This is a genomic window from Streptomyces sp. NPDC028722 (assembly GCF_040637655.1).
Lineage (GTDB): Bacteria > Actinomycetota > Actinomycetes > Streptomycetales > Streptomycetaceae > Streptomyces.
The window spans coordinates 103,381-127,196 of the sequence record NZ_JBEZWU010000017.1 but is presented as its reverse complement, the minus strand read 5'-3'; the positions used below and the strand labels follow the sequence as shown (position 1 = coordinate 127,196).

The 23,816-nt window shown below is 71.2% G+C and carries 23 protein-coding genes and 1 pseudogene; 10 read left to right on the top strand and 14 right to left on the bottom strand.

From position 1 onward, the window contains the following. Window positions 1-191: 191 nt before the first annotated feature. The 3 genes from folB (at window position 192) to AB0F03_RS24635 (ending at window position 1,728) form a co-directional block, all read left to right on the top strand. A complete protein-coding gene (folB, locus tag AB0F03_RS24645) occupies window positions 192-551 on the top strand; it encodes a dihydroneopterin aldolase (protein WP_361995591.1) in 360 nt (119 codons plus the stop codon). Beyond that, window positions 548-1,159 (top strand): 2-amino-4-hydroxy-6-hydroxymethyldihydropteridine diphosphokinase, encoded by a 612-nt coding sequence (gene folK / locus AB0F03_RS24640; RefSeq protein ID WP_361995589.1) that lies wholly within the window; start codon window positions 548-550, stop codon window positions 1,157-1,159. The genes folB and folK overlap by 4 nt, the downstream gene beginning before the upstream one ends. Before the next feature lie 80 nt (window positions 1,160-1,239). Next, window positions 1,240-1,728: a DUF3180 domain-containing protein gene (locus tag AB0F03_RS24635; RefSeq protein ID WP_361995587.1), complete on the top strand. Its 489-nt coding sequence runs from the start codon at window positions 1,240-1,242 to the stop codon at window positions 1,726-1,728. Window positions 1,729-1,753: 25 nt separating this feature from the next. On the opposite strand, the gene folE is transcribed toward AB0F03_RS24635, so the two are convergent. From folE to dacB, 6 genes are all read right to left on the bottom strand, one after another. Then, window positions 1,754-2,359 (bottom strand): GTP cyclohydrolase I FolE, encoded by a 606-nt coding sequence (gene folE / locus AB0F03_RS24630; protein WP_356821310.1) that lies wholly within the window; start codon window positions 2,357-2,359, stop codon window positions 1,754-1,756. Window positions 2,360-2,493: 134 nt separating this feature from the next. Beyond that, window positions 2,494-4,533, bottom strand: coding sequence for an ATP-dependent zinc metalloprotease FtsH (gene ftsH / locus AB0F03_RS24625; protein ID WP_361995585.1), 2,040 nt, complete (start codon window positions 4,531-4,533; stop codon window positions 2,494-2,496). Between the two features lie 196 nt (window positions 4,534-4,729). Next, a complete protein-coding gene (hpt, locus tag AB0F03_RS24620; protein ID WP_361995583.1) occupies window positions 4,730-5,290 on the bottom strand; it encodes a hypoxanthine phosphoribosyltransferase in 561 nt (186 codons plus the stop codon). A gap of 86 nt (window positions 5,291-5,376) precedes the next feature. Beyond that, entirely contained in the window at window positions 5,377-6,435 is a 1,059-nt protein-coding gene (tilS, locus tag AB0F03_RS24615; RefSeq protein ID WP_361995581.1) for a tRNA lysidine(34) synthetase TilS, read from the bottom strand. 192 nt (window positions 6,436-6,627) lie between these two features. After that, window positions 6,628-7,761, bottom strand: coding sequence for a zinc-dependent metalloprotease (locus tag AB0F03_RS24610; RefSeq protein ID WP_361995579.1), 1,134 nt, complete (start codon window positions 7,759-7,761; stop codon window positions 6,628-6,630). A 169-nt stretch (window positions 7,762-7,930) separates the two neighbouring features. Continuing rightward, complete coding sequence (gene dacB / locus AB0F03_RS24605) at window positions 7,931-9,535, bottom strand: D-alanyl-D-alanine carboxypeptidase/D-alanyl-D-alanine-endopeptidase (protein WP_361995577.1); 1,605 nt, start codon at window positions 9,533-9,535, stop codon at window positions 7,931-7,933. Window positions 9,536-9,614: 79 nt separating this feature from the next. Here dacB and AB0F03_RS24600 point away from each other — a divergent pair, with 79 nt between their 5' ends. After that, window positions 9,615-10,106: an inorganic diphosphatase gene (locus AB0F03_RS24600; RefSeq protein WP_121791090.1), complete on the top strand. Its 492-nt coding sequence runs from the start codon at window positions 9,615-9,617 to the stop codon at window positions 10,104-10,106. A 134-nt stretch (window positions 10,107-10,240) separates the two neighbouring features. Next, the gene (locus AB0F03_RS24595; protein ID WP_361995694.1) at window positions 10,241-11,896 is read left to right on the top strand and encodes a threonine/serine exporter family protein; all 1,656 of its coding nucleotides are present in this window, start codon (window positions 10,241-10,243) and stop codon (window positions 11,894-11,896) included. Window positions 11,897-11,923: 27 nt separating this feature from the next. Here the strand turns inward: AB0F03_RS24595 and AB0F03_RS24590 are convergent, their stop codons facing one another. Continuing rightward, window positions 11,924-12,943 (bottom strand): VTT domain-containing protein, encoded by a 1,020-nt coding sequence (locus AB0F03_RS24590; protein ID WP_361995575.1) that lies wholly within the window; start codon window positions 12,941-12,943, stop codon window positions 11,924-11,926. A gap of 178 nt (window positions 12,944-13,121) precedes the next feature. On the opposite strand from AB0F03_RS24590, the gene AB0F03_RS24585 reads away from it, so the two are divergent. Further along, window positions 13,122-13,487 (top strand): YbjQ family protein, encoded by a 366-nt coding sequence (locus AB0F03_RS24585; RefSeq protein ID WP_361995573.1) that lies wholly within the window; start codon window positions 13,122-13,124, stop codon window positions 13,485-13,487. A 16-nt stretch (window positions 13,488-13,503) separates the two neighbouring features. Here the strand turns inward: AB0F03_RS24585 and AB0F03_RS24580 are convergent, their stop codons facing one another. Next, the gene (locus AB0F03_RS24580) at window positions 13,504-14,268 is read right to left on the bottom strand and encodes a MerR family transcriptional regulator (protein WP_361995571.1); all 765 of its coding nucleotides are present in this window, start codon (window positions 14,266-14,268) and stop codon (window positions 13,504-13,506) included. 112 nt (window positions 14,269-14,380) lie between these two features. On the opposite strand from AB0F03_RS24580, the gene AB0F03_RS24575 reads away from it, so the two are divergent. Both AB0F03_RS24575 and AB0F03_RS24570 read left to right on the top strand, forming a co-directional pair. Next, window positions 14,381-15,667: an ion channel protein gene (locus AB0F03_RS24575; RefSeq protein WP_361995569.1), complete on the top strand. Its 1,287-nt coding sequence runs from the start codon at window positions 14,381-14,383 to the stop codon at window positions 15,665-15,667. A 36-nt stretch (window positions 15,668-15,703) separates the two neighbouring features. Then, a complete protein-coding gene (locus AB0F03_RS24570) occupies window positions 15,704-17,110 on the top strand; it encodes a glutamate decarboxylase (RefSeq protein WP_361995567.1) in 1,407 nt (468 codons plus the stop codon). A gap of 55 nt (window positions 17,111-17,165) precedes the next feature. On the opposite strand, the pseudogene AB0F03_RS24565 reads toward AB0F03_RS24570, so the two are convergent. The 4 genes and pseudogenes from AB0F03_RS24565 to AB0F03_RS24550 form a co-directional block, all read right to left on the bottom strand. Further along, window positions 17,166-17,243, bottom strand: a pseudogene (locus AB0F03_RS24565) (PadR family transcriptional regulator); the annotation flags it as partial. Between the two features lie 52 nt (window positions 17,244-17,295). Next, window positions 17,296-17,835 carry a DinB family protein gene (locus AB0F03_RS24560; RefSeq protein WP_361995565.1) on the bottom strand — a complete coding sequence of 180 codons (540 nt, stop codon included), beginning with the start codon at window positions 17,833-17,835 and terminating at the stop codon, window positions 17,296-17,298. A 106-nt stretch (window positions 17,836-17,941) separates the two neighbouring features. Beyond that, window positions 17,942-19,402 (bottom strand): aldehyde dehydrogenase family protein, encoded by a 1,461-nt coding sequence (locus AB0F03_RS24555; RefSeq protein WP_361995563.1) that lies wholly within the window; start codon window positions 19,400-19,402, stop codon window positions 17,942-17,944. An 88-nt stretch (window positions 19,403-19,490) separates the two neighbouring features. Next, on the bottom strand, window positions 19,491-20,315 hold the full coding sequence (locus AB0F03_RS24550; RefSeq protein ID WP_361995692.1) for a helix-turn-helix transcriptional regulator: 825 nt from the start codon (window positions 20,313-20,315) through the stop codon (window positions 19,491-19,493). A 355-nt stretch (window positions 20,316-20,670) separates the two neighbouring features. Here AB0F03_RS24550 and AB0F03_RS24545 point away from each other — a divergent pair, with 355 nt between their 5' ends. Then, complete coding sequence (locus AB0F03_RS24545; RefSeq protein ID WP_361995561.1) at window positions 20,671-21,168, top strand: ATP-binding protein; 498 nt, start codon at window positions 20,671-20,673, stop codon at window positions 21,166-21,168. Window positions 21,169-21,276: 108 nt separating this feature from the next. Here the strand turns inward: AB0F03_RS24545 and AB0F03_RS24540 are convergent, their stop codons facing one another. After that, window positions 21,277-21,495 (bottom strand): DUF397 domain-containing protein, encoded by a 219-nt coding sequence (locus AB0F03_RS24540; RefSeq protein WP_121791093.1) that lies wholly within the window; start codon window positions 21,493-21,495, stop codon window positions 21,277-21,279. A gap of 479 nt (window positions 21,496-21,974) precedes the next feature. On the opposite strand from AB0F03_RS24540, the gene AB0F03_RS24535 reads away from it, so the two are divergent. Then, complete coding sequence (locus AB0F03_RS24535; protein ID WP_361995559.1) at window positions 21,975-22,493, top strand: DUF4232 domain-containing protein; 519 nt, start codon at window positions 21,975-21,977, stop codon at window positions 22,491-22,493. A gap of 3 nt (window positions 22,494-22,496) precedes the next feature. On the opposite strand, the gene AB0F03_RS24530 is transcribed toward AB0F03_RS24535, so the two are convergent. Then, window positions 22,497-23,606 (bottom strand): DUF2786 domain-containing protein, encoded by a 1,110-nt coding sequence (locus tag AB0F03_RS24530; protein WP_361995557.1) that lies wholly within the window; start codon window positions 23,604-23,606, stop codon window positions 22,497-22,499. Between the last annotated feature and the right edge of the window lie 210 nt (window positions 23,607-23,816).

The following is a 23,816-nucleotide window of genomic DNA, read 5'->3' as shown; positions in this document are numbered from 1 at the left end:
AGCGGCTACCAGCCGCCGGCACGGCCGGGTTCCCCGGGGGGAACATCCGGTGAACCCTCCGCGCCGCGGCCCGGCCCGACGCCCCCGCGGCCCGGCTCTGTCGGTGCCCGCAGGTAGATTCGTCCAAGGCCGGTGTACCGCCCGCACGCGGTACCGACCGGCCGTTCCCGACGATTGCAGGAGTGATTCGCGTGGATCGTGTCGCGCTGCGCGGCCTGAAGGCCCGCGGGCACCACGGTGTGTTCCCCAGGGAGCGCGAGGAGGGGCAGACCTTCATCGTGGACCTCGTCCTCGGCCTGGACACCCGGCCGGCGGCGGCCGACGACGACCTGGCGAAGACCGTGCACTACGGCATCGTCGCCGAGGAGGTCGTGGCCGTGGTCGAGGGGGAGCCGGTCAACCTCATCGAGACGCTCGCCGAGCAGATCGCCCGGACCTGCCTGGAGCACGAGGGCGTCCGGGAGGTCGAGGTCTGCGTCCACAAGCCCGACGCACCGATCACCGTCCCCTTCGACGACGTGACCGTCACCATCACCCGGAGCCGAGTATGACCCGACCTTTCCGCCAGGGTCAGAGCGACCCCACCGTCCAGCCGGTGCCCGCCTCGGTCGTCGAGAAGGTGGACGCCGCCGACACGACCCTGCACAACCCGCAGTGGGCCGTCGTCTCCATCGGCTCCAACCTCGGCAACCGCCTGGAGACCCTTCAGGGGGCCGTCGACGCCCTGGAGGACACCCCGGGCGTCCGCGTGAAGGCGGTCTCCCCGGTGTACGAGACGGAGCCGTGGGGCGTGGCTCCCGGCAGCCAGCCGTCGTACTTCAACGCGGTCGTGGTCCTGAAGACGACCCTGCCCCCGGACTCCCTGCTGGAGCGGGCGCACGCCGTCGAGGAGGCCTTCCACCGCGTCCGGGACGAGCGCTGGGGCCCGCGCACGCTGGACGTCGACATCGTGGCCTACGCGGACGTCACCTCCGACGACCCGCACCTCACCCTGCCCCACCCGCGCGCCCACGAGCGTGCCTTCGTGCTCGCGCCCTGGCACGACGTGGACCCGCAGGCGCGGCTCACCGGCCGCGGCGCGGTGGCCGATCTGCTGTCCGCCGTCACCCGTGAGGGTGTGGCACCGCGCGCGGACCTGGAACTCCGCCTGCCCGAGTAGTCGTTAAGGTCGAGACGGGTCAGGACCGAGACCCACCACGACCACACACCGGGACGGTCCGGGGGAACTGAAGGGACACCGTGAGAGAGCTGCGCATCAGGGTGCTGGTCGGCGTGTTCGTCGTGGCCGCGATCCTGTCCTGGGCGGGCGCCCGCCTCTGGAACTCGATCGGGACCCTGCCCAGCGTCCCCCTGGCCGCCCCCGTCGTGCTCGCGCTGATCGCGGTGGTGCTGCTCTCCACGGCGCTCTCGCTGCGCGCCCGGCTCAGGGCCCAGCGCGAGCGCCGGCCCGGCGCCAAGGGGGTCGATCCGCTGATGGCGGCCCGGGCGGTCGTCTTCGGCCAGGCCAGCGCCCTGGTGGCCGCGCTCGTCGCCGGGATGTACGGCGGCACGGGCGTCTTCCTGCTGGAGCTGCTGGACATCCCGGCCCGCCGCGACCAGGCGCTCTACGCCGGTTTCTCGCTCCTGGCCTGCCTCGGCGTGATAGCGGCCGCCCTCTTCCTGGAGCGGGTCTGCAAGCTCCCCGAGGACGACGACCAGAACCCCACGGGAGCGGAACCGGCGGCCTGACCGCCGGCCCGAGCCACCGGCGTGGTCAGCGCGCCATGATGAGGCTCATCGCCTCGTTGCGGGTCGCCGCGTCCCGGAGCTGGCCGCGCACCGCGGACGTTATGGTCTTCGCGCCCGGCTTGCGGATGCCGCGCATGGACATGCACATGTGCTCGCACTGGATGACCACGATGACGCCCCGCGGCTCCAGGATGCTCATCAGGGAGTCGGCGATCTGCGTGGTGAGCCGTTCCTGGACCTGCGGCCGGCGGGCGTAGACGTCCACCAGCCGGGCCAGCTTCGACAGGCCCGTGATCTTGCCGGCCTCGGACGGGATGTACCCGACGTGGGCGACACCCCGGAACGGCACCAGGTGGTGCTCGCACGTCGAGTACACCTCGATGTCCTTCACCAGGACCATCTCGTCGTGTCCCAGGTCGAACGTCGTCGTCAGGACGTCCTCGGGCTGCTGCCACAGACCGGCGAAGATCTCCTTGTACGCCCGCGCGACCCGCGCCGGCGTCTCCCGCAGGCCCTCGCGATCCGGGTCCTCACCGACCGCGATCAGCAGTTCCCGTACGGCGTTCTCGGCGCGCTTCTCGTCGAACTCACCGATGGGCCCCTGGCCGTCCAGCGTCACCGGGTCGGTCATCTGGGTTCCTCGTTCCTGTGCCTTGCACGCGCGTCGGGCACGCGTTTTGCGTCTGCGGGCATGCGCAATGCCGCGCCCCCCAGGCTAGAACCTGGGGGGCGCGGCATGCATTCCGGGCCGGTCGGCCGGAAGGATCAGCTCTCGGAGCGGTCCTCCGGGGTCTGCTCCGTGACCGGGGCGGACTCCGTGGCGGTGGACTTGACCGTGCTGATCGACGCCGTCGCGCCGTTCGCACCGTTCGTCAGCGCCAGCTCCTTGGGGGAGAGCACCGGCGGACGGGTGGACGGGGTGCGGCGGGAGGAGCCGGTCCAGGCGGGCCGCGGCGGACGCTTGACGATGGTGGCGAAGACCTCGGCGATCTCCTCCTTGCCCAGCGTCTCCTTCTCCAGCAGCTGGAGAACGAGGTTGTCGAGCACGTCGCGGTTCTCGACCAGGATCTCCCAGGCCTCGTTGTGCGCGGTCTCGATGAGCTTCTTGACCTCTTCGTCGACGAGCGCGGCGACCTCTTCCGAGTAGTCGCGCTGGTGCGCCATCTCACGGCCCAGGAAGGGCTCGCTGTTGTCGCCGCCGAACTTGATCGCGCCGAGCCGCTCCGTCATGCCGTACTGCGTGACCATCGCGCGGGCCAGGTTGGTGGCCTTCTCGATGTCGTTCGCGGCGCCGGTGGTCGGGTCGTGGAAGACCAGTTCCTCGGCCGCCCGGCCGCCCAGCATGTAGGCGAGCTGGTCGAGCATCTCGTTGCGGGTGGTCGAGTACCTGTCCTCGTCCGGCAGGACCATCGTGTAGCCCAGGGCACGGCCGCGGGACAGGATCGTGATCTTGTGGACCGGGTCGGAGTTCGGCGAGGCCGCCGCGACCAGGGCGTGACCGCCCTCGTGGTACGCGGTGATCTTCTTCTCCTTGTCCGACATGATCCGGGTCCGCTTCTGCGGACCAGCGACCACGCGGTCGATGGCCTCGTCCAGCGCCTTGTTGTCGACCAGCTTCTGGTCACCGCGGGCGGTGAGCAGCGCGGCCTCGTTCAGCACGTTGGCGAGGTCGGCACCGGTCATGCCCGGGGTACGGCGGGCGACCGCGGCCAGGTCGACGTCGGGCGCGACCGGCTTGCCCTTCTGGTGGACCTTGAGGATCTCCAGACGGCCCTGCAGGTCCGGCGGGTCGACCGCGATCTGGCGGTCGAAGCGGCCGGGCCGCAGGAGAGCCGGGTCGAGGATGTCCGGACGGTTGGTGGCGGCGATCAGGATGACGCCGCCCTTGACGTCGAAACCGTCCATCTCGACGAGCAGCTGGTTCAGCGTCTGCTCGCGCTCGTCGTGACCGCCGCCGAGGCCGGCGCCGCGGTGACGGCCGACCGCGTCGATCTCGTCGACGAAGACGATCGCCGGGGCGTTCGCCTTGGCCTGTTCGAACAGGTCACGGACGCGGGAGGCACCGACACCGACGAACATCTCGACGAAGTCGGAACCGGAGATCGAGTAGAAGGGGACGCCCGCCTCGCCGGCGACGGCCCGCGCGAGCAGGGTCTTGCCGGTACCCGGGCGGCCGTACAGCAGCACGCCCTTGGGGATCTTGGCGCCGACGGCCTGGAACTTGGCCGGCTCCTGGAGGAACTCCTTGATCTCCTGGAGTTCCTCGACGGCCTCGTCACAGCCGGCGACGTCGGAGAAGGTCGTCTTGGGGGTGTCCTTGGTGATGAGCTTCGCCTTGGACTTCCCGAAGTTCATGACCCGGGAGCCGCCGCCCTGCATCTGGTTCATCAGGAACAGGAAGACGACCACGATCAGGACGAAGGGCAGCAGCGACAGCAGGACGCCGAGGAACGGGTTCTGCTTGGACGGCGCGACGGTGTAGCCGTCCGTGATCTGCTTGTCCTGGTACTTGGTCTGGAGCGTGCCGGCGATGGTCACGCCCTGGTCGCCGATATAGCTCGCCTGGATCTTCGAGCTGCCCTGGACCTTGTAACCGTCCTTGAGGGTGACCTTGATGCTCTGCTCGTCACCGGTGGTGAGCTTGGCCGACTCGACCTTGTTCGCATTGATCGCCGCCACGACCTGGCCGGTGTCCACCGTCTTGTAGCCGCCGGACGAGCCGACGACCTGCATCAACACGACCACGGCAAGGACGGCCAGCACGATCCACATGACCGGCCCACGGAAGTATCGCTTCACGTCCATCCATACGGAGCGGTGTCGCCCCGTCCCTCCTGCCATAGTGAGTTTGATAAGACAGTTCTTCTGACGGTACCCCAGCATTGTTGCCCGAAGCCGCACGGAGCCGTTTCGACGGCCGGGAAAACCCGTCTCTGCAAGCTTCAACGGCGCAGGACCCGCTGGGGTTCCCGATCATCCCGCCCGGCTTGCGCCGACCGGCTCAGCCACCGTAGACGTGGGGCGCGAGCGTCCCGACGAACGGCAGGTTGCGGTACTTCTCGGCGTAGTCGAGGCCGTAGCCGACGACGAACTCGTTCGGGATGTCGAAGCCGGCCCATTCCACGTCGATGGCGACCTTCGCGGCGTCCGGCTTGCGCAGCAGCGTGCACACCTTCAGGGAGGCGGGCTCGCGGGAGCCGAGGTTGTTGATCAGCCAGGACAGGGTCAGCCCGGAGTCGATGATGTCCTCGACGATCAGGACGTGCCGGCCCTTGATGTCGGTGTCGAGGTCCTTGAGGATGCGCACGACACCGGAGGACTGGGTGCCCGCGCCGTAGGAGGACACGGCCATCCAGTCCATGGTGACGGGGGTGGACAGCGCCCGGGCGAGGTCGGCCATGACCATCACCGCGCCCTTGAGGACGCCCACGAGCAGCAGGTCCTTGCCCGCGTACTCCGCGTCGATCTTCGCGGCCAGCTCGGTCAGCTTGGCGTCGATCTCTTCTTTGGTGAGGAGCACCTGCTGAAGGTCGGCACCCATGTCTTTCGCGTCCACCCGCATCACTTTCGGTCGTCCCGCACTTACGGCCGTATGCACGGCCACCGGCTGCCCGGCCCGCCGGAGGGTCGCTCCGGGAGGGGCCGGTTTCAGCCTTGCCGAATCACCAGTCTGCCACCCTGGCGCTGGGCGACGACTCTGCCCGGGAGATTGATGGCCCCCTGGCCGCGCCAGCCGGTGATCAGGCGGTCGACTTCCTCGATGTGGCGGGCGAACAGCGAACCGGCCGGGGCGCCGGCCTCGATGGCCGCGCGGCGCAGGATCCGGCGGCGCACGGCGGGCGGGAGGGCGTACAGCTTGGCGCACTCCAGCAGACCCGCCGCGTCCCGCACGGCGGCCTCGGCCTGGCCGGCCCAGGCGTCCAGGGCGTCGGCGTCGTCGCGGGACAGCTGGGCGGTGCGGGCGAGCGCCTCCACGACGCCCTTGCCGAGGGCCTTCTCCAGGGCGGGCAGGCCTTCGTGCCGGAGCCGGGAGCGGGTGTAGGCGGGGTCGGCGTTGTGCGGGTCGTCCCAGACGGGGAGGGACTGGACCATGCAGGCCTTGCGGGCGGTCTGCCGGTCGAGGTGCAGGAAGGGCCGCCGGTAACGGCCGCCGGCCCCCGAGACCGCGGCCATGCCGGACAGGGAGCGGATGCCGGAGCCGCGGGCGAGACCCAGCAGGACGGTCTCGGCCTGGTCGTCGCGGGTGTGGCCGAGCAGGACCGCGGTCGCGCCGTGGCGTTCGGCGGCGGCGTCGAGGGCGGCGTAGCGGGCGTCGCGGGCGGCGGCTTCGGGACCGCCCTCACGGCCGACGGTCACGGCGACGGAGTCGACGGGGCCGAGGCCCAGCTCGCGCAGCCGCAGGGCGACCTCGTCGGCGCGCAGTCCCGAACCGGGCTGGAGGCCGTGGTCGACGGTGACCCCGCCGGCGCGGATGCCGAGTCTGGGGGCCTCGAAGGCGAGGGCGGAGGCGAGTGCCATGGAGTCGGCGCCGCCGGAGCACGCGACGAGGACGAGCGGGGAGGAGGGCCGCTCGACCGTCCGGCCGGGCCGCTCGCCGGGGGCCTGCCGGCCCGGGCACGCGCCGGAGGTCTGGTGGTCGTTCAGGATGTCGTGGAGGACGCGGCGAACCGCCAGGCGTATCGCCGCGACCGCAGGATGGGGACCCATGTCCGGTTCCCTTCATGAAGTTTTCCGGGGGGTGAGCCCGAACCAGTCACACAGAGTGTGTAGATGGTGACAGAAGCGGGCCGTTCCCCGAGCATTGCACGCCTACGCATGGCTCACGGTCCCTCGGACGGGTGATTGAGGGGGCGTTCGCCTGCCGTCGGCCGGATTCGTGTCACGACACCCGGGTGCGGATCACGACTCGGCCTTGCGGTGCACCCGGGTGACCCAGTCGGCGGGCTGGGCGATCTCGGCCTTGGTGGGCAGGGTGTTGGGCGAGGTCCACACGCGGTTGAAGCCGTCGACGCCGACCTGGTCGACGACCGCCCGCACGAACCGTTCGCCGTCCCGGTACTGCTTGAGTTTGGCATCCAGACCCAGCAGCTTGCGCAGGGCGAGGTCCAGCCGGGAGGCGCCCTTCGCACGGCGCTGCTGGAACTTCTCGCGGATCTCCGAGACGGTCGGCACGACGCTGGGTCCGACGCCGTCCATGACGTAGTCGGCGTGGCCCTCCAGCAAGGACATCACGGCGGTCAGGCGGCCGAGGATCTCCCGCTGGGCGGGGGTCTGCACCAGCTCCACGAAGGAGCGTCCGCCGTCCTCCTCCTCGGCCTCGGGACGGCCGCCGGCCAGGGACTGGGCGGCTTCCCGGATGCGCTCCAGGAAGGTCATCGGGTCCACGTCGGTCTCGGCCAAGAACGACTGGATTTCGCCCTCCAGGTGGTCGCGGAGCCAGGGCACGGCGGTGAACTGCGTGCGGTGGGTCTCCTCGTGCAGGCACACCCACAGCCGGAAGTCGTGCGGCTCCACGTCGAGTTCGCGCTCCACGTGGACGATGTTGGGCGCGACGAGCAGCAGCCGGCCGCCGCCGTTCGCGCCGGCCGGGAGGTCGTGGGCGGCGGGGGCGAAGGTCTCGTACTGGCCGAGGACGCGGGAGGACAGGAACGACAGGAGCATGCCGACCTCCACGCCGGTGACCTTGCCGCCGACGGCGCCGAGGACGGCGCTGCCCGGGTTGCCGCCACGCCGTTCCTGCATCTTCTCCAGGAGCGGTTTGAGGATCTCCCGGAAGCCGGCGACGTTGGCGCGGACCCAGCCGGGGCGGTCCACGACGAGGACGGGGGTGTCGTGGATGTCCCCGGTGCCCATCCGGGTGAAGCCCCGGACGTGTTCCTCCGAGGCCTTCGCGTGCCGGCGCAGTTCCGCGACGACGGACCGCGCCTCGTCACGGCTGACGTCGGGGCCCGGTCGTACGAGCCGTGTCGCGGTCGCCACCGCGAGGTTCCAGTCGACCATCCCGGGAGATGCGGTGCCACCGAAGCCAGTCATGCGTCAACGGTACGTGAGCGGCCCCCGTTGGGGCAGGCCGTGGACGCCGGCGGGATCACGGGCGGGCGGCGGGCCGCGGCGCGAACCGTACGGCCGGCCCACGCGCGCGTGCCGCGATGCCGGCGCCGTGGATGCGCGTGCCGGGCCCCCGCCACCCGGGGAGCGGCCCCTACCGGCAGCCGCAGCCCGCGAGTGCCGTCGCCGCGGCGTCCAGGGCCGACTGGGCCTGGGCCGGGTCGGTCGTGCGCGCGGCCAGGAAGGCGAAGGCGAGGAGATGGCCGTCCTTGTCGACGACCGTGCCGGCGAGGGTGTTCACGCCGGTCAGGGTGCCGGTCTTGGCGCGTACGACCCCGGCCGCGCCGTCGGTGTAGCGGGTGCTCAGGGTGCCGGTGAAGCCGGCGACGGGGAGTCCGGTGAGGACGGGGCGGAGGCCGGGCCGGGCCGGGTCGCCCGCCTTGACCAGGAGCGCGGTGAGGAGGTCCGCCGTCAGCCGGTCGGCGCGGTCGAGGCCGCTGCCGTCGTGGAAGGCGGCCCCGGACATGGGCAGCCCGAGCTTGCGCAGCTGGGTGGCGATCGCCCGGGCGCCGCCGGCGAAGCTCGCGGGGTCGCCGCCGGCGAGGGCGGTCTGGCGGGCCAGGGCCTCGGCGATGTCGTTGTCGCTGTTGGTGAGCATGCGCTCGACCAGGGCGGACAGCGGGGGCGAGGAGACGGTGGCGAGGGTCTGGGCGCGCGTGCTGGCCTTGGACGGGCCGGGGGACGTGGTGGTGATGCCGGCGTCCTTCAGGAAGGCCGCGAACTTCGCCGCCGCGTCGGCTGCCGGGTCGCTCACGCGGGGCGCCGGCCCGCCGGCGGAGCCGTCCGCGCGGCCCTCGTCGACGGCCAGCGCGCTGACCGGCGCGAGGTTGTCATTGACGCCGATGGGGTGCAGGGCCGGGCCGGTGTACAGGGTGGTGTCGTAGGAGAGGGTGATCTTGTGGATGCCGCGCCTGTCCAGGGCCTTCGCGGTGTCCGCCGCCAGGGTGCGCAGGCCGGCCCGTTCCCCGCCGGCTTCCGGGTGCGCGGTCAGGGTGGGGTCGCCGCCGCCGACCAGGACGAGTTCCCGGGTGTCGGGTTCGAGGGCGGCGCGGGTGGTGAGGCGGCGGTCGGGGCCGAGGGCGGAGAGGGCGGCGACGGCGGTGGCGATCTTGGTGGTGGAGGCGGGGGTGAGGGCCTTGCCGGCGCCGGTGCCGTAGAGGCGGGTGCCGGTCGCGACGTCGACGACGGCCCCCGCGCGGTCGTCACCGAGCGCGGGGGCGTCCAGGAGCGGTTTCAGGACGTCCGGGAGGGCTCTGCCGCCCGAGGGGGCCTTCCGGGTGCCGACGGCGCCCCCGGTGCCGCCCAGGCCCGTCAGGACGGGCGCGGCGCTCGGCGCGGGCCGCGGCGCCCCCGCGGCCGTACCGGAACGGCCGTGATCTGCGCCACCTGATCCCTCCAGTGCGGCGGCGCGGTCCCCCTCGGCCGTACGCTGACCGTTGGCGTCCCAGGGACCGGCCACGGTCACCACGCCGGCGGCCAGCACCAGGCCGGCGGTGGCGGCGCCCGCGGTGTACTGCCAGGTCCTGACGGTCCGCGGACGGGAGAGGTGCGCAGGTGTGACCCGCACGGCCTTCGTCAGCCGCGCGATCCGCGGCCCGGCTGCCGTCGCGGCGCGCGCCAGACGCGGTCGTACGGCGTTCGCGATCCGCGCCACCTGCGGTCTCGCGGCCCGCCAAGGCCTCAGTACTGGCACGACCACCAGCCCCTTTCGCGATCACACACCTGCGTGAGGGACACTTAACCACCAGAACTATGTGCTGATCATGGAGGAGCCACCGGTGGAGTTCGACGTCACGATCGAGATCCCGAAGGGTTCGCGGAACAAGTACGAGGTGGACCACGAGACCGGTCGGATCCGCCTGGACCGTCGCCTCTTCACCTCGACCGCCTATCCGACCGACTACGGCTTCGTCGAGAACACCCTCGGCGAGGACGGCGACCCGCTGGACGCGCTGGTCATCCTGGACGAGCCGACCTTCCCGGGTTGCCTCATCCGGTGCCGCGCGATCGGCATGTTCCGGATGACGGACGAGGCCGGCGGCGATGACAAGCTGCTGTGCGTCCCGGCCACCGACCCGCGTGTGGAGCACCTGCGCGACATCCACCACGTGTCGGAGTTCGACCGCCTGGAGATCCAGCACTTCTTCGAGGTGTACAAGGACCTGGAGCCCGGCAAGTCGGTCGAGGGCGCGAACTGGGTCGGCCGTACGGACGCCGAGATCGAGATCGAGCGGTCCTACAAGCGGTTCAAGGAGCAGGGCGGCCACTGAGCCCGCACTCCGCTGAACGGGCCGCACGCGTATGCGTGCGGCCCGTTTCGCGTGCAGGCAGGGTGTGCGGCCCGTCCGGGTACGTGTGCGCATACTGAGGCTTACGGAATGTGTCGTTCAGGGAGCGGTTCGAGGTGACGGAGACGGAGGACCGTAAACCGCGGTCCGACGAGGCGAGGTACGACCCGGAGATCACGTCCGAGTTCGCCGTTCCCCGGGGTCTCGACGTTCCCAGGGGCGGTGGCGAGCCGGAGACGACGTCCGAGTTCGCGGTGCCCGACGGGCTCCACACGCCGCATCCGCCCAGTGCCGAACCGGAGAGGTCCGCGTTCAGCACGCCCAGCACCTACGACGCGAAGAGCCCGCCGGCCGCGTTCACGCCGGCCGCCGGGGTGCCGCTGGTCAGCCTGGTCAAGGACGCGCCCTGGCAGGACCGCATGCGCACCATGCTGCGCATGCCGGTGACCGAGCGGCCGGCGCCGGAGCCGGTGCAGCGCGCGGAGGAGGAGGGCCCGGCCGTCCCGCGCGTGCTGGACCTGACCCTGCGTATCGGGGAGCTGCTGCTCGCGGGCGGCGAGGGCGCGGAGGACGTGGAGGCCGCGATGTTCGCGGTGTGCCGCTCCTACGGCCTGGACCGGTGCGAGCCGAACGTCACCTTCACCCTGCTGTCGATCTCGCACCAGCCGTCCCTGGTGGAGGACCCCGTGACGGCGTCCCGGACGGTACGGCGGCGGGGCACCGACTACACGCGTCTGGCCGCCGTCTTCCGGCTCGTGGACGACCTGACGGACCCGGAGACGCACGTCTCCCTGGAGGAGGCCTACCGGCGCCTGGCGGAGATCCGCCGCAACCGGCACCCGTACCCCGGCTGGGCGCTGACCCTCGCGAGCGGACTGCTCGCCGGTGCGGCCTCCATCCTGGTCGGCGGTGACCCGATCGTGTTCCTCGCGGCGGCCGTCGGCGCGATGCTCGGCGACCGGCTGGCCTGGCTGTGCGCGGGGCGCGGGCTGCCGGAGTTCTACCAGTTCACGGTCGCCGCCATGCCGCCCGCGGCGATCGGGGTGGCGCTGACGCTGGCGCACGTGGACGTGAAGGCGTCCGCCGTGATCACCGGTGGGCTGTTCGCGCTGCTGCCCGGGCGGGCGCTGGTGGCGGGCGTGCAGGACGGGCTGACGGGCTTCTACATCACGGCGTCGGCGCGGCTGCTGGAGGTCATGTACTTCTTCGTCGGCATCGTCGTCGGGGTCCTGGTGGTCCTGTACTTCGGCGTGCAGGTCGGCGGTGAGCTGAACCCGGACGCGGCCCTGGGCATCTCCAAGCGTCCGCTGATCCAGATCGTGGCCTCCATGCTGCTGTCGCTGACCTTCGCGGTGCTGCTCCAGCAGGAACGGTCCACCGTGCTCTGGGTGACCCTCAACGGGGGTGTCGCCTGGTCGGTGTACGGCGCGATGTACTACGCGGGGGACATCTCGCCCGTGGCGTCCACGGCCGTGGCGGCCGGGCTCGTCGGGCTGTTCGGGCAGTTGCTGTCCCGGTACCGGTTCGCCTCGGCGCTGCCGTACACGACCGCGGCGATCGGACCGCTGCTGCCCGGTTCGGCGACCTACTTCGGGCTGCTGTCCATGGCCCAGAACAACGTCGACAAGGGGCTGGTGTCGCTGGCCAAGGCCGCGTCACTGGCGATGGCCATCGCCATCGGCGTCAACCTGGGGTCGGAGATCTCGCGGCTGTTCCTGCGCGTCGGCTCCGCCGGCAAGCGCCGGGCCGCGAAGCGCACCAGGGGCTTCTGAGCGCCCGGCGTCCGGCACCCGCCCCTGCTACTGCCGGCGGTGGTCGTAGGGGTACTGGTTCGGGTCGTACCGGTGGGGGTCGTACTGGCCCTGGTCGTATTGGCCCTGGTCGTACTGGTTCTCGTCGTAGGGGGTCTGCGGGTACTGCTGCTGCGGGTACTGCTGCTGATCGTGGTGCTGGTGGTCGTAGCCGCCCTGGTTCCAGTGCTGCTGGGGCTGCTGGGGCTGCTGCGGCTGCTGGTACGGCTGTTCCTGCTGGTACGGCTGCTGCTGGTACGGCTGCTCGTACGGCTGCTCCGGGTCGATGCGGCGCAGGCGGGTCGTCGCGTCGTCCATGACCGGCGGCTGCTGGTACGGCGGCTGCTGGTACTGCTGCTGGTGCGCGGGCTGCCGCGGGGTCTCCGGCTCGGTCGCGCCGGCCGCCTTCCTGCTCTTGCCGCGCGCGCGGAGGAACTCGATCGCGATCGGGACCACCGAGACCAGGACGATCAGGATGAGGATGGCCTCGATGTTGTTCTTGACGACACCGACGTTGCCCAGCCAGGAGCCGAGCAGGGTGACACCCGCGCCCCACAGGAGGCCGCCGATGACGTTGAAGGTCAGGAACGAGCGGTAACGCATGCCGCTGACGCCCGCGATGATCGGCGTGAACGTCCGCACGATGGGCACGAAGCGGGCCAGCACCAGGGACTTGGGGCCGTACTTCTCGAAGAACTCGTGCGCCTTGACCACGTTCTCCTGCTTGAACAGGCGGGAGTCCGGGCGGTTGAACAGGGAGGGGCCGACCTTCTTGCCGAACATGTAGCCCGCCTGGTCGCCGAGGATCGCGGCGAGGCAGATCAGGCCGATCGCGGCCCACAGCGGGAAGTCGAGCTTGTGCGACGTGATCAGCAGGCCGCAGGTGAACAGCAGGGAGTCACCCGGCAGGAAGAAGCCGATGAGCAGGCCGGACTCGGCGAAGATGACGAGCAGCAGACCCCAGATGCCGTACGTCTGGAGCAGGTGGTTGGGATCCATCCAGCTCGGGCCTAGGGCGAGTGTCATCACGGGTCCGGGCTCCTGAGGGGGTGAAGGCGGCTACGGCGGCGGGGGGCGGCCGCTCCGGTCGCCGCGTCTGCTGTATCGGAGTGGCGCCGCACAAAGCTATCAACGTGAGGTGACCGCGCCAGGTTCCACCAGGGCCTCCAGGATGCACTGTGCGGCGACCGGGAGAAAGCTGTGACCCATGGGACTCGATGACTACGGCGGCGGCCAGGGGCCCCAGCCGGACGTGCTGGTCGTGACGACGAACGACGTGCCCGGATACCGGGTGCAGGAGGTGCTCGGCGAGGTGTTCGGACTGACCGTACGCTCGCGCCACCTGGGCAGCCAGATCGGCGCCGGGCTGAAGTCGATGATCGGCGGCGAGCTGAAGGGGCTCACCAAGACGCTCGTGCTGACCCGCACCCAGGCCATGGAACGCCTGGTGGAGCAGGCACGCGCGCGTGGCGGCAACGGCGTGCTGGCCTTCCGGTTCGACGTGACGGAGGCCGCGGACATGGGCACCGAGGTGTGCGCGTACGGCACGGCGGTGGTGCTGGCCCGGGAGTGAATCCCGGGCCGGCGTGTCAGGACGTGCGGTGCCGGGCCGTGTTCGCCACGATCGCGTCCCGCAGGTACCCGGCGAGGCCGGGCCGGATGTCCTCGTAGGTGGCGGTGAAGCGCTCGTCGGCGACGTACATCTCGCCGAGGCACGCGTGCATCGCGTGGCCGCAGTCGTAGTACGCGCGCGTGATGAACCGGCGGTGTTCCTCGGCGACGTCCATGGCCGCCTCCGAGTCCGCGGGCGTGCCCTCGGCTAGCAGGCCGGCCATCCGGCGGTGGATCGCGTCCATCTCCCCGTTGATCCGCTGCCAGTCCTCCTTGGTATACGAGGCGGTCCGGCGCTGTGACTGCCGGTAGGCCTCGGTGTCGCCCCAGCGCTCCTCCACCTCGCCGGCGTACCGGTCCGGGTCGAAGTCTCCGAAGACCTCGAACTTCTCCTCCGGTGTCAGGCTGATGCCCATACTGCGTGCCTCCATCGCGTGCTCCACGGCCGCGGCCATCCTCTGCAACGTCTCGATCCGGGCGGTCAGCAGGTCGTGCTGCCGGCGCAGGTGCGCGCGCGGGTCCGCGTCCGGGTCGTCGAGCAGGGCCGCGACCTCGTCGAGGGGAAAGCCCAGCTCCCGGTAGAACAGGATCTGCTGGAGCCGGTCGAGGTCGGCGTCGTCGTAACGCCGGTGGCCGGCGTACGTCCGGTCGCCGGGTACGAGCAGACCGATCTCGTCGTAGTGGTGCAGGGTGCGCACCGTGACCCCGGCGAACCCCGCGACCTGTCCCACGGAGTAGCTCACTTTCCGCTCCTTGTCGTCGGTACGCCATCACGTTGAGGCATCACGTCACGTGAGGTGCAAGCCGGTTCACGCTCGGGATGTTGGGTGCGTTTTGTCCGCTTATGGTGAGCGCGTGGCCCAGGAGACGACGCAGCAGGCGCCCTTGAGCGCCCCCACGGCCCCGGCACGGGCCCTGCTGCCGTTCATCCTGCCCGCCGCCGCCGTCGGCGTGGCCGCGAGCCTGGTCTTCGTCGGTGTGAGCACGGCGGCGGAGAAGCTCCAGCACGTGCTGTGGGGCCCCCTGCCGGACGCCCTCGGAGTGGGCCGCTATTCGGTGCTGTGGATGTTCGTCATGCTCGTGGCGTCCGGCATCGCCGTCGGGCTGGTGGTCTGGAAGGTGCCCGGGCACGCCGGACCCGACCCGGCCACCCTCGGCCTCGACGCCACCGTCATGCGGCCGGGGGTGCTGCCCGGACTGGTGCTGGCGACCGCGCTGATGCTGGCCGGCGGCCCCAGCCTCGGCCCGGAGAACCCGATCATCGCCGTGAACGTGGGTCTCGCGGCCTGGCTCGGCGGGCGCCTGCTGCCCCGGGCGCCGGACGCCCTGTGGCCGGTGCTCGCGGAGTCGGCGACGATCGGCGCGCTGTTCGGCACGCCCGTGGCGGCGGCGCTGGTGATCTCGGAAGCGCTGGCGGGGCGGCCGATGCGGGGGCGGCTGTGGGACAACCTGTTCGCGCCGCTGACGGCCGGCGCGTGCGGAGCCATGACGACCACCCTGGTGGCCCGGCCGACCTTCGATCTCGGGCTCCCGCCGATGGGCCACCCGCACGCCGGGGACCTGCTGGCGGCCCTCGTGATCGCGCCCGTGTCCGCACTGCTCGGCATGTGCGCCGTGTACGCCTTCCCGTACGTCCACGCGGGCTTCCGGCGGCTGCGGCACCCGATGCTGATGCTGCCGGCCGGCGGGGCCGTGCTCGGGGCGCTGGCGGCCGTGGGCGGCCATCTGACGCTGTTCAAGGGGCTGTCGGAGGTCGGGCAGCTGGCCCGTGACCCCGAGGGCTGGTCGGCCGGGCAGTTCGCGACGATGACCGTGGTCAAGCTGGCCGCGCTGCTGGTCGCCGCGTCCTGCGGCTTCCGTGGCGGCCGCATCTTCCCCGCCGTCTTCGTGGGCACCGCCCTGGGCCTGTGCGCCCACGCGCTCGTACCGGCCGTTCATCTCTCGCTGGGCGTGGCGACCGGTGTCCTCGGCATGCTGCTGGCCGTCACCCGGCAGGGCTGGGTGAGCCTGTTCACCGCCGCCGTCCTGGTCGCGTCGCCCGCGATCATCGCCCTGCTGACCATCGCCTCACTGCCGGCCTGGCTGCTGGTGACGGGCCGCCCGCAGATGCAGCTGCGCCAGGACGGCACCCCGCTCCGTTGACCCCCTTCCCTCTCCCATCCCCCCGGAGGCACACCCATGGCTCTGCACAAAGGTCCCCAGACACCTGAGGAACGGCCGATGTCGGTCAACCCGTTCTTCGGGGAGGCCAATCCGGTCGGCGGCATGACCGCGGCCCCGCCCACGCACCGGCTCCCGGACGCCCCCCTGCCGCCGGCGACGGCGTACCAGCTGGTGCACGACGAGCTGATGCTGGACGGCAACTCCCGGCTGAACCTGGCGACCTTCGTCACCACCTGGATGGAGCCGCAGGCCGGGGTGCTGATGGCGGAGTGCCGCGACAAGAACATGATCGACAAGGACGAGTACCCGCGCACGGCCGAGCTGGAGCGGCGCTGCGTGGCGATGCTCGCCGACCTGTGGCACGCCCCGGACCCGGCGGCCGTCATCGGGTGTTCGACGACCGGTTCCAGCGAGGCGTGCATGCTCGCCGGGATGGCGCTGAAGCGGCGCTGGATGAAGCGGAACGCCGACCGGTATCCGGGCGCGCGGCCCAATCTGGTGATGGGCGTCAACGTCCAGGTGTGCTGGGACAAGTTCTGCGCCTTCTGGGAGGTGGAGGCCCGGCAGGTGCCCATGGAGGGCGACCGGTTCCACCTGGACCCGCAGGCCGCCGCCGAGCTGTGCGACGAGAACACCATCGGGGTCGTCGGCATCCTCGGCTCGACCTTCGACGGCTCCTACGAGCCGATCGCCGAGCTGTGCGCCGCCCTGGACGCCCTCCAGGAGCGCACCGGGCTGGACGTGCCGGTGCACGTGGACGGGGCCTCGGGTGCCATGGTCGCGCCGTTCCTGGACGAGGACCTGGTGTGGGACTTCCGCCTCCCGCGCGTGGCCTCCGTCAACGCCTCGGGCCACAAGTACGGGCTGGTGTACCCCGGGGTCGGCTGGGCGCTGTGGCGGGACAAGGAGGCCCTGCCCGAGGAACTCGTCTTCCGGGTGAACTACCTGGGCGGCGAGATGCCGACCTTCGCACTGAACTTCTCCCGGCCCGGCGCCCAGGTGGCCGCGCAGTACTACACGTTCCTGCGGCTGGGCCGCGAGGGCTACCGCGTGGTGCAGCAGACGACGCGGGACGTGGCGCGGTCGCTCTCCGGTCGGATCGAGGCGCTGGGCGACTTCCGACTGCTCACGCGCGGGGACGAGTTGCCGGTGTTCGCGTTCACCACGACCGGCGACGTCACGGCGTACGACGTCTTCGACGTCTCCCGGCGGCTGCGCGAGAGCGGCTGGCTGGTGCCCGCGTACACCTTCCCGGCCAACCGGGAGGATCTGTCCGTGCTGCGGATCGTGTGCCGCAACGGCTTCTCCCACGACCTGGCCGACCTGTTCGTGGCCGACCTGACCCGCCTGCTCCCCGGACTCCGCGGGCAGCATGCTCCCCTGACCCGGGACAAGCAGGCGGCCACCGGGTTCCACCACTAGGGTCTTCCGTTCGGATCAGGGCGGATCAGGGAGCGGGCTCCGGTGCCGCTCCCTGATCGTTGCGGACCTGGTGACCGTGGGGCCGCCCGTGCCGGCGGACCGCACCCAGCAGGAGAAGACGGATCGCTGACACGCGGTCCAGGTTGTGGCCCTACGGCCGTGCGCCCGCCCGCGGGCCGCGGCGGTCAGGCCTCCTGTGCCAGGGCCACCAGCTCGAACGCGGTCTTCCCGTCCAGCGACTCGCGGATGACGTCGGCGTGGCCGGCGTGCCGGGCCGTCTCGCGGATCAGATGCAGGCACAGCCAGCGCAGCGAGACCCGGCCCTGAGGCGGGAACCAGGGGTCGGGCGGCAGCGGAAAGGTGTCGTCCAGGCTCGGCGCGGAGCGGATGAACGCCTCCGTCTCGGCGGCGACCCGTTCCCAGTACGCCAGCTGCGTGGCGACCGTCTCGTCCCCGACCAACCGGAAGGTCTCGTTCCAGTTGGACGCGTCGCGCCGCACCGCCGGCGGTTCCTGGCGGGCCAGGGCGATCCAGGACTGCTCGACCTCGACGACGTGCTTGAGCAGGCCGCCGAGGGACAGCTCGCTGGCGCTGGGGCGGGAGCGGGCCTGCTCCTCCGTCAGCCCCAGCAGGGACCGGCGGATGCCGCCACGCTGTTCCTCGACGAACGCGAGCAGTGCCCCGCGCTCGTCGCCCTTCGCCTCCGCCGCCACGTGCGTGACCATGACCGACCGCCTCTCATCGGGTCCTTCCGACTGACACCGCTGACGCTACGGGCGATTGAGGTCAGGTCCTGTCCTACAGGCCCCCCAGGCCGTGGAATCGAGTGGCCTAGAACGGGAAGCCGCTGCGCCCGTGCTGCACCGAGATCCACTTGACCGTGGTGAACGCCTCCAGCGTGGTCTCGCCGTTGAGGCGGCCGATGCCGGAGTGCTTCTCACCGCCGAAGGGCACGAGCGGCTCGTCGTGGACGGTGCCGTCGTTCACGTGGAACATGCCGGTGTCGATCCGCTTGGCGAAGGCCACGCCCCGCTCGATGTCACCCGTGTGCACGGCGCCGCTGAGGCCGTACGGGGTGTCGTTGACGATCCGGACCGCCTCCTCCTCGCCGTCGAAGGGGATGAGGAAGACGACCGGGCCGAAGACCTCCTGCTGGAGCAGGGCGGAGTCGGCGGGAACGCCGGTGAGCACACTGGGCTCGACCAGGTTGCCGGTCGTGGTGCCGTGCACCAGGGCGGTGGCACCCTCGGCGAGCGCCTGCTCGACGGTGCCCGAGAGGGCGCCCGCCTGAGCGGAGTTGATCACCGGGCCGATGACGGTCCGCGGGTCACGCGGGTCACCGACCTTGAGGGTCCTGACCTTGGCGACGAACTTCTCGGTGAACTCGTCGGCGACGGAACGGTCCACGAGCACCCGGTTGGCGGCCATGCAGACCTGGCCCTGGTGCACGAACCGGCTGAAGACCGCCGCGTCCACCGCGTAGTCGAGGTCGGCGTCGTCCAGCACCACCAGCGCGCTGTTGCCGCCCAGTTCCAGGACGGAGCGCTTGAAGTTCGCGGCGCAGACGGTGGCGACGTGCCGGCCGACCTTGTCCGAGCCGGTGAAGGAGATCACCTTCGGGACCGGGTGTTCGATGAACGCGTCACCGATCTCGGCGATGTCGGTGACGACCACGTTGAGCAGGCCACCGGGCAGCCCGGCCTCCTCGAAGATCTTCGCGAGGAGGGTGCCGCCGGCGATGGGAGTGTTCTGGTGCGGCTTGAGCACCACGCCGTTGCCGAGCGCGAGGGCCGGGGCGACCGACTTCAGCGACAGCAGGAAGGGGAAGTTGAACGGGCTGATCACACCGACGACGCCTACCGGCACGCGGTAGACGCGGTTCTCCTTGCCGTCGGCCGGCGAGGGCAGGATCTTGCCCTCGGGGCGCAGCGCGAGGTGGACCGACTCCCGCAGGAACTCCTTGGCGAGGTGCAGTTCGAAACCGGCCTTCACACGCGTGCCGCCCAGCTCCGCGATGATCAGGTCGGCTATCTCCTGCTCGCGGTCCTCTATCAGCCTCAGCGCCCGCTCGAACACCGAGCGCCGGGTGTAGGGGTTGGTCGCGGCCCACTCCTTCTGGGCGCGGGCGGCGGCCCGGTAGGCCTCGTCCACCTCGTCGACCGTGGCCACCGTGATCGAGGCCAGCTTCTCGTCGTCGTAGGGATTGAAGTCGATGACGTCCCAGGAGCCGGTACCCGGGCGCCACTCGCCGCCGATGTACTGCTGGGCCAGGTCGGTGAAGTAGGACGACATGTGATCCCTCAATCGCTAGCGGACACCAGATCAACGCCATGTCTGATCAGTCGTCATCGTACTGGCGATACAGGGGAGTTGGACCGAGTCAGGACAGCTGGAGGAGGCCACGGAGCAGGTCCCGGCTCTCGGCCGGTCCGGGGCTGTCCTGCTGTAGCTCCTTCAGCGCCTGCTCGTACTGGCCGACGTCCTCACGCTTGTCCAGGTAGAGGGCACTGGTCAGCTGCTCGAGGTACACCACGTCGGACAGGTCCGCGTCGGGGAAGCTGAGGATGGTGAAGGCACCGCTCTCGCCGGAGTGGCCGCCGAAGCCGAACGGCATGACCTGGAGCCGTACGTTGGGGCGTGCGGAGATGTCGATCAGGTGCTGGAGCTGGCCGCGCATCACCTCGCGGTCGCCGTAGGGACGGCGCAGGGCGGCCTCGTCCAGGACGATGTGGAACTCGGGGGCGTTGTCGGAGAGCAGGTACTTCTGCCGCTCCAGGCGCAGCGCGACCCGCCGCTCCACGTCGGCGGCGCTCGCGCCCTTCATGCCGCGCCGGACCACCGCGCGGGCGTACTCCTCGGTCTGGAGCAGGCCGTGCACGAACTGCACCTCGTAGACGCGGATCAGCGAGGCGGCACCCTCCAGGCCCACATAGGTGGGGAACCAGGTCGGCAGGACGTCGGTGTAACTGTGCCACCAGCCCGCCACGTTGGCCTCCCGGGCGAGGGAGAGCAGTGACTCGCGCTCCGACTCGTCCGTGATGCCGTAGAGCGTCAGCAGGTCCTCCACGTCCCGGGTCTTGAAGCTCACCCGGCCCAGCTCCATCCGGCTGATCTTCGACTCGGAGGCGCGGATCGAGTATCCCGCCGCCTCGCGCGTGATCCCCCGTGCTTCCCGCAGTCGCCTGAGTTGCGAGCCGAGCAGCATCCGCCGCACCACCGATCCGGGCTCTCCCGCGCTCACGTTCGCCAGCCTCCCCAACCGTCTCCAGGGGCCGAAGTCTGCCACTAAAACACTTCGAGCAGTACTCGTCCGGTTACGGAAACGGAAAGAGCTCGGCCGTCGTGGCGGGGTCCGGAGGGGGAGAGGTCGGGACCTCTGACGGAAACCGCAGGGAACCGTCGGGTAGATGGCAGAAAAAATGGCCAAGAAGCGGTACGGGAGGCCTCATTTCGGTCACGTGCACGTGCATCTGCCCTTGCATCTGCTCTACGCATCCGAAACCATGGGTGCCGCGCCACCGCTGCATCGCAACGACCGCGAACAACCGGGAGTGCCTCGCATGGGGACGAATGGATCGACCATGCTCAAGCCGTTACGGCAGGGCCTTCCGCCGTTGGACCCCGCGGCCGTGTCCGATGCCGCCTCCTGCGTCCTGCCCGCCCGGTACGAGGCGGTGCGCGAGGCCCGGCGTTTCACCCGTGACACCCTCGACCCGTGGGACGTCGGCGACCGCTTCGACGACATCTGCCTCGTCGTCTCCGAACTCGTCACCAACGCCCTGCGCCACGCGCTGCCGGCCGACCAGCGCCGCGGCGACGGGTGCGGCCCGTCCGTGCGGCTGCACCTGCTGCGCTGGACCGAGCGGCTCGTGTGCGCGGTGCGCGACCCCAGCCACGAGACGCCGGTCCCGCGCGACTCGGAGGACTTCTCCGCCGAGTCGGGCCGCGGGCTGTTCCTGGTCGACTCCTTCGCCGACAGCTGGGGCTGGCACCCGCTCGCGGGCACTCTCGACGGCAAGGTGGTCTGGGCGATGTTCCGCCTCGGAGCGGCCGGCTGATCCGGTACGGCACCGACGGACGCCCACTGTCTACGCGCGTCAGCGCATCAGCTGCGCGCGCCTGTACCTCCGACATCGTTGCCAACGGGCCGTCCCGCGGGGGCGGTGTCAACTGCCCACCAGATGGTCGAACTCGCCGTCCTTGACGCCGAGGAGCATCGCCTCGATCTCCGCACGCGTGTAGACGAGCGCCGGCCCGTCAGGGAAGCGCGAGTTACGGACGGCGACCTCGCCGCCCGGCAGTCTCGCGAACTCCACGCAGGAGCCCTGCGAATTACTGTGCCTGCTCTTCTGCCAGGCCACTCCGTCCAGCTGCGTGGCAGCCATGCCGTTGTACACGTCGTACCCCCCGTACACGTTGTCAACGTCGCGGTCCACAGGTCGCTCCCCGGTGGTGCACTGGCTGATGTGGCCATAGATGCTGTGGTCAACTGACCCGGATCATAACTCTGTTCACGTGCAAACGCATGAGCAGATGCACGTGCACGGGGAGTGGTCCCGCGATTACGGTTTTGACGCCTGCTTTACCGAAGCCGGCCCACCACCTGCCCAGGAGCAGGCAGGCCGGGTCCGGCCCTGTCATGATCGCGCGTGCCTCCTCCGGGCCGTGCCGTCCGGATCCGGCCCCCGTGCACTAGGAAGAGACGCGTAGTGAGCCCTTACTGTTCCAGGGTCCAGGTGACGGTCCGACCGGCGGGGTGCCGCTTACGGATCCCGGCGGTTGAGGAGGGTCGCGCGAACCGGGCCCGCGCTCAGGGGCCATGATGCAGAGGCACCGTCACCACCACGTGGACAGGGACCTGCTCATGCGCGTCATTCCGCTCACCGTCACCGCCCTCACCGCCGCCCTCCTGCTCACCGCCTGCGACGGCGGCGGCGGGAACGACACCGGGGGCAGCGCCGGTTCGGCCTGCGCGATCGGCGGGGTCTCCGTGCAGATCGGATCGGCGAGCGTGGCCCCCGCGGCCGGAGACAGCGGCGAGGTCCCCGTCAGCATCACCAACCACAGCGCCCCCTGCACGCTGGACCACTTCGCGGGTGCCGTGCTGAAAACCGGCACCGCGCAGGCCACCGTGCCCCCGCTCAAGGGCGCGAAGGCGCAGAAGCTGAAGCTCGCCAAGGGCGACTCCGCGTCCTTCTCGATCAGTTACGTGCGCGGCAAGGACGGCGACAAGAACACCCTGGCGGCCAGGACGGTGCGGATCAGCCTGCCCGGATCCGACACCGCCCGGTCCTTCCCCTGGTCGTACGGCCCCGTCGCCGGCCGGGGCAGCGGCGGCGGCCCGGACGCCTCCGTCAGCGCTTTCCAGCAGGTCGGCGACTGATGCTCAGCCGAGCCGGCGGCGGGCTCTGACCTGCGCCCGATCCGCCGCGCGGGCGCCCTCGGTCCAGCCCGCGGCGTCGTTCACCCCGCGCAGCCGGGTGGTCGTCGTCTGCGGGAACATGCGCTCCAGCCGGCCGGTGACGGCTATCTCGCGCGTGGCCAGCACCGGCAGCAGGTCCCGGGTCACCTGGGTCTCGGCCGCGGCCGCGAGCCGGTCGCCCACACGGTGCGCGTAGGCCGCGAGGAACGACTGCCGGAACGACTTGGTCCGCTTGCGGCCGCCGGCCCGCTGCGCCGCCTCGGCCTCGGTCATGGCGTGCGTGGCCTGCACCAGCAGCGAGGTGTGGAGCAGCTCGACCGCCTCCAGGTCCGCCTCGAAACCGACGACCGTGGAGAAGCCGAGTGGTTCGTTCCACACCGCGCGGCAGTGGTTCGCGGTGGCCACCGCGTCCAGCAGGATCGCCTTGGCCTGCTCGTACGGCGGGTCGACGCCGATGCGGCAGGCGCCGGGCGCGTCCGGGGCGGGCGCCTCGGCCGCGAGCAGCGCCTCGTCGACGCTGTGCCGGGCCATCAGCTCCTGCGCCTTGGCGCTGAGCGCCTCCGCCTCCTCCGGGAAGCCGGTCGCCTCGGCCTTGGCGAGGAGCGCGCGGATGCGGCTCAGCATGCGAGAGGCACCGGGACCGGGGGCCCGGCGGGAGTCGTCCTCCAGGGGCTCCAGCGAGGGCAGGCGCAGCAGCAGGCGGTACAGCTCCAGGACGGCGGTGGCCTGCGAGAACCGGTCGGCGCCGGACACGGAACCCTCGGGCAGGGCCTCCAGCTGGGCGGCCCAGCGGCGCCCGCGCCGCCGGTCCCGCCCGGCCTGGGCCCGGATCAGCGTCGCGGCCAGGCGCACATGTACGTCGTCCAGCTCGCGCCGCACCAGCCGTACGACGTCGGCGGGCTGCCAGCCGCGCTGCCAGGCCGCCGCCACGAAGTCCTCGCCGCGCCGCGCGACTTCGGCGTCCGCGGCGGGGTCGGCGGCGAGCAGGGAGGCGGCCGTGTCGAGTCCGGCGTCGGTGTCGTCGTAGAGGGCGGCACGGAAGGCCCGTTCGACGGTGCTGGCGGTGCTGGTCACACTGCCGATCGTGCCATGCGGCACCGACAGCCGGGGCCGACCGTCCACAGCCTGTGGACAACTTTCCGCGCGGACCGGCACGAGTGGCCGGCGCCGGAACCGGAGCGGGGGCCGGGACCGGAGCGGGGGCCAGCACCGGAGCGGGGGCCGGGATCATGGTGACCGTCGGCGTCCCACTCGGTGAACTTCCGCCACGCGCGCCACGCGGCA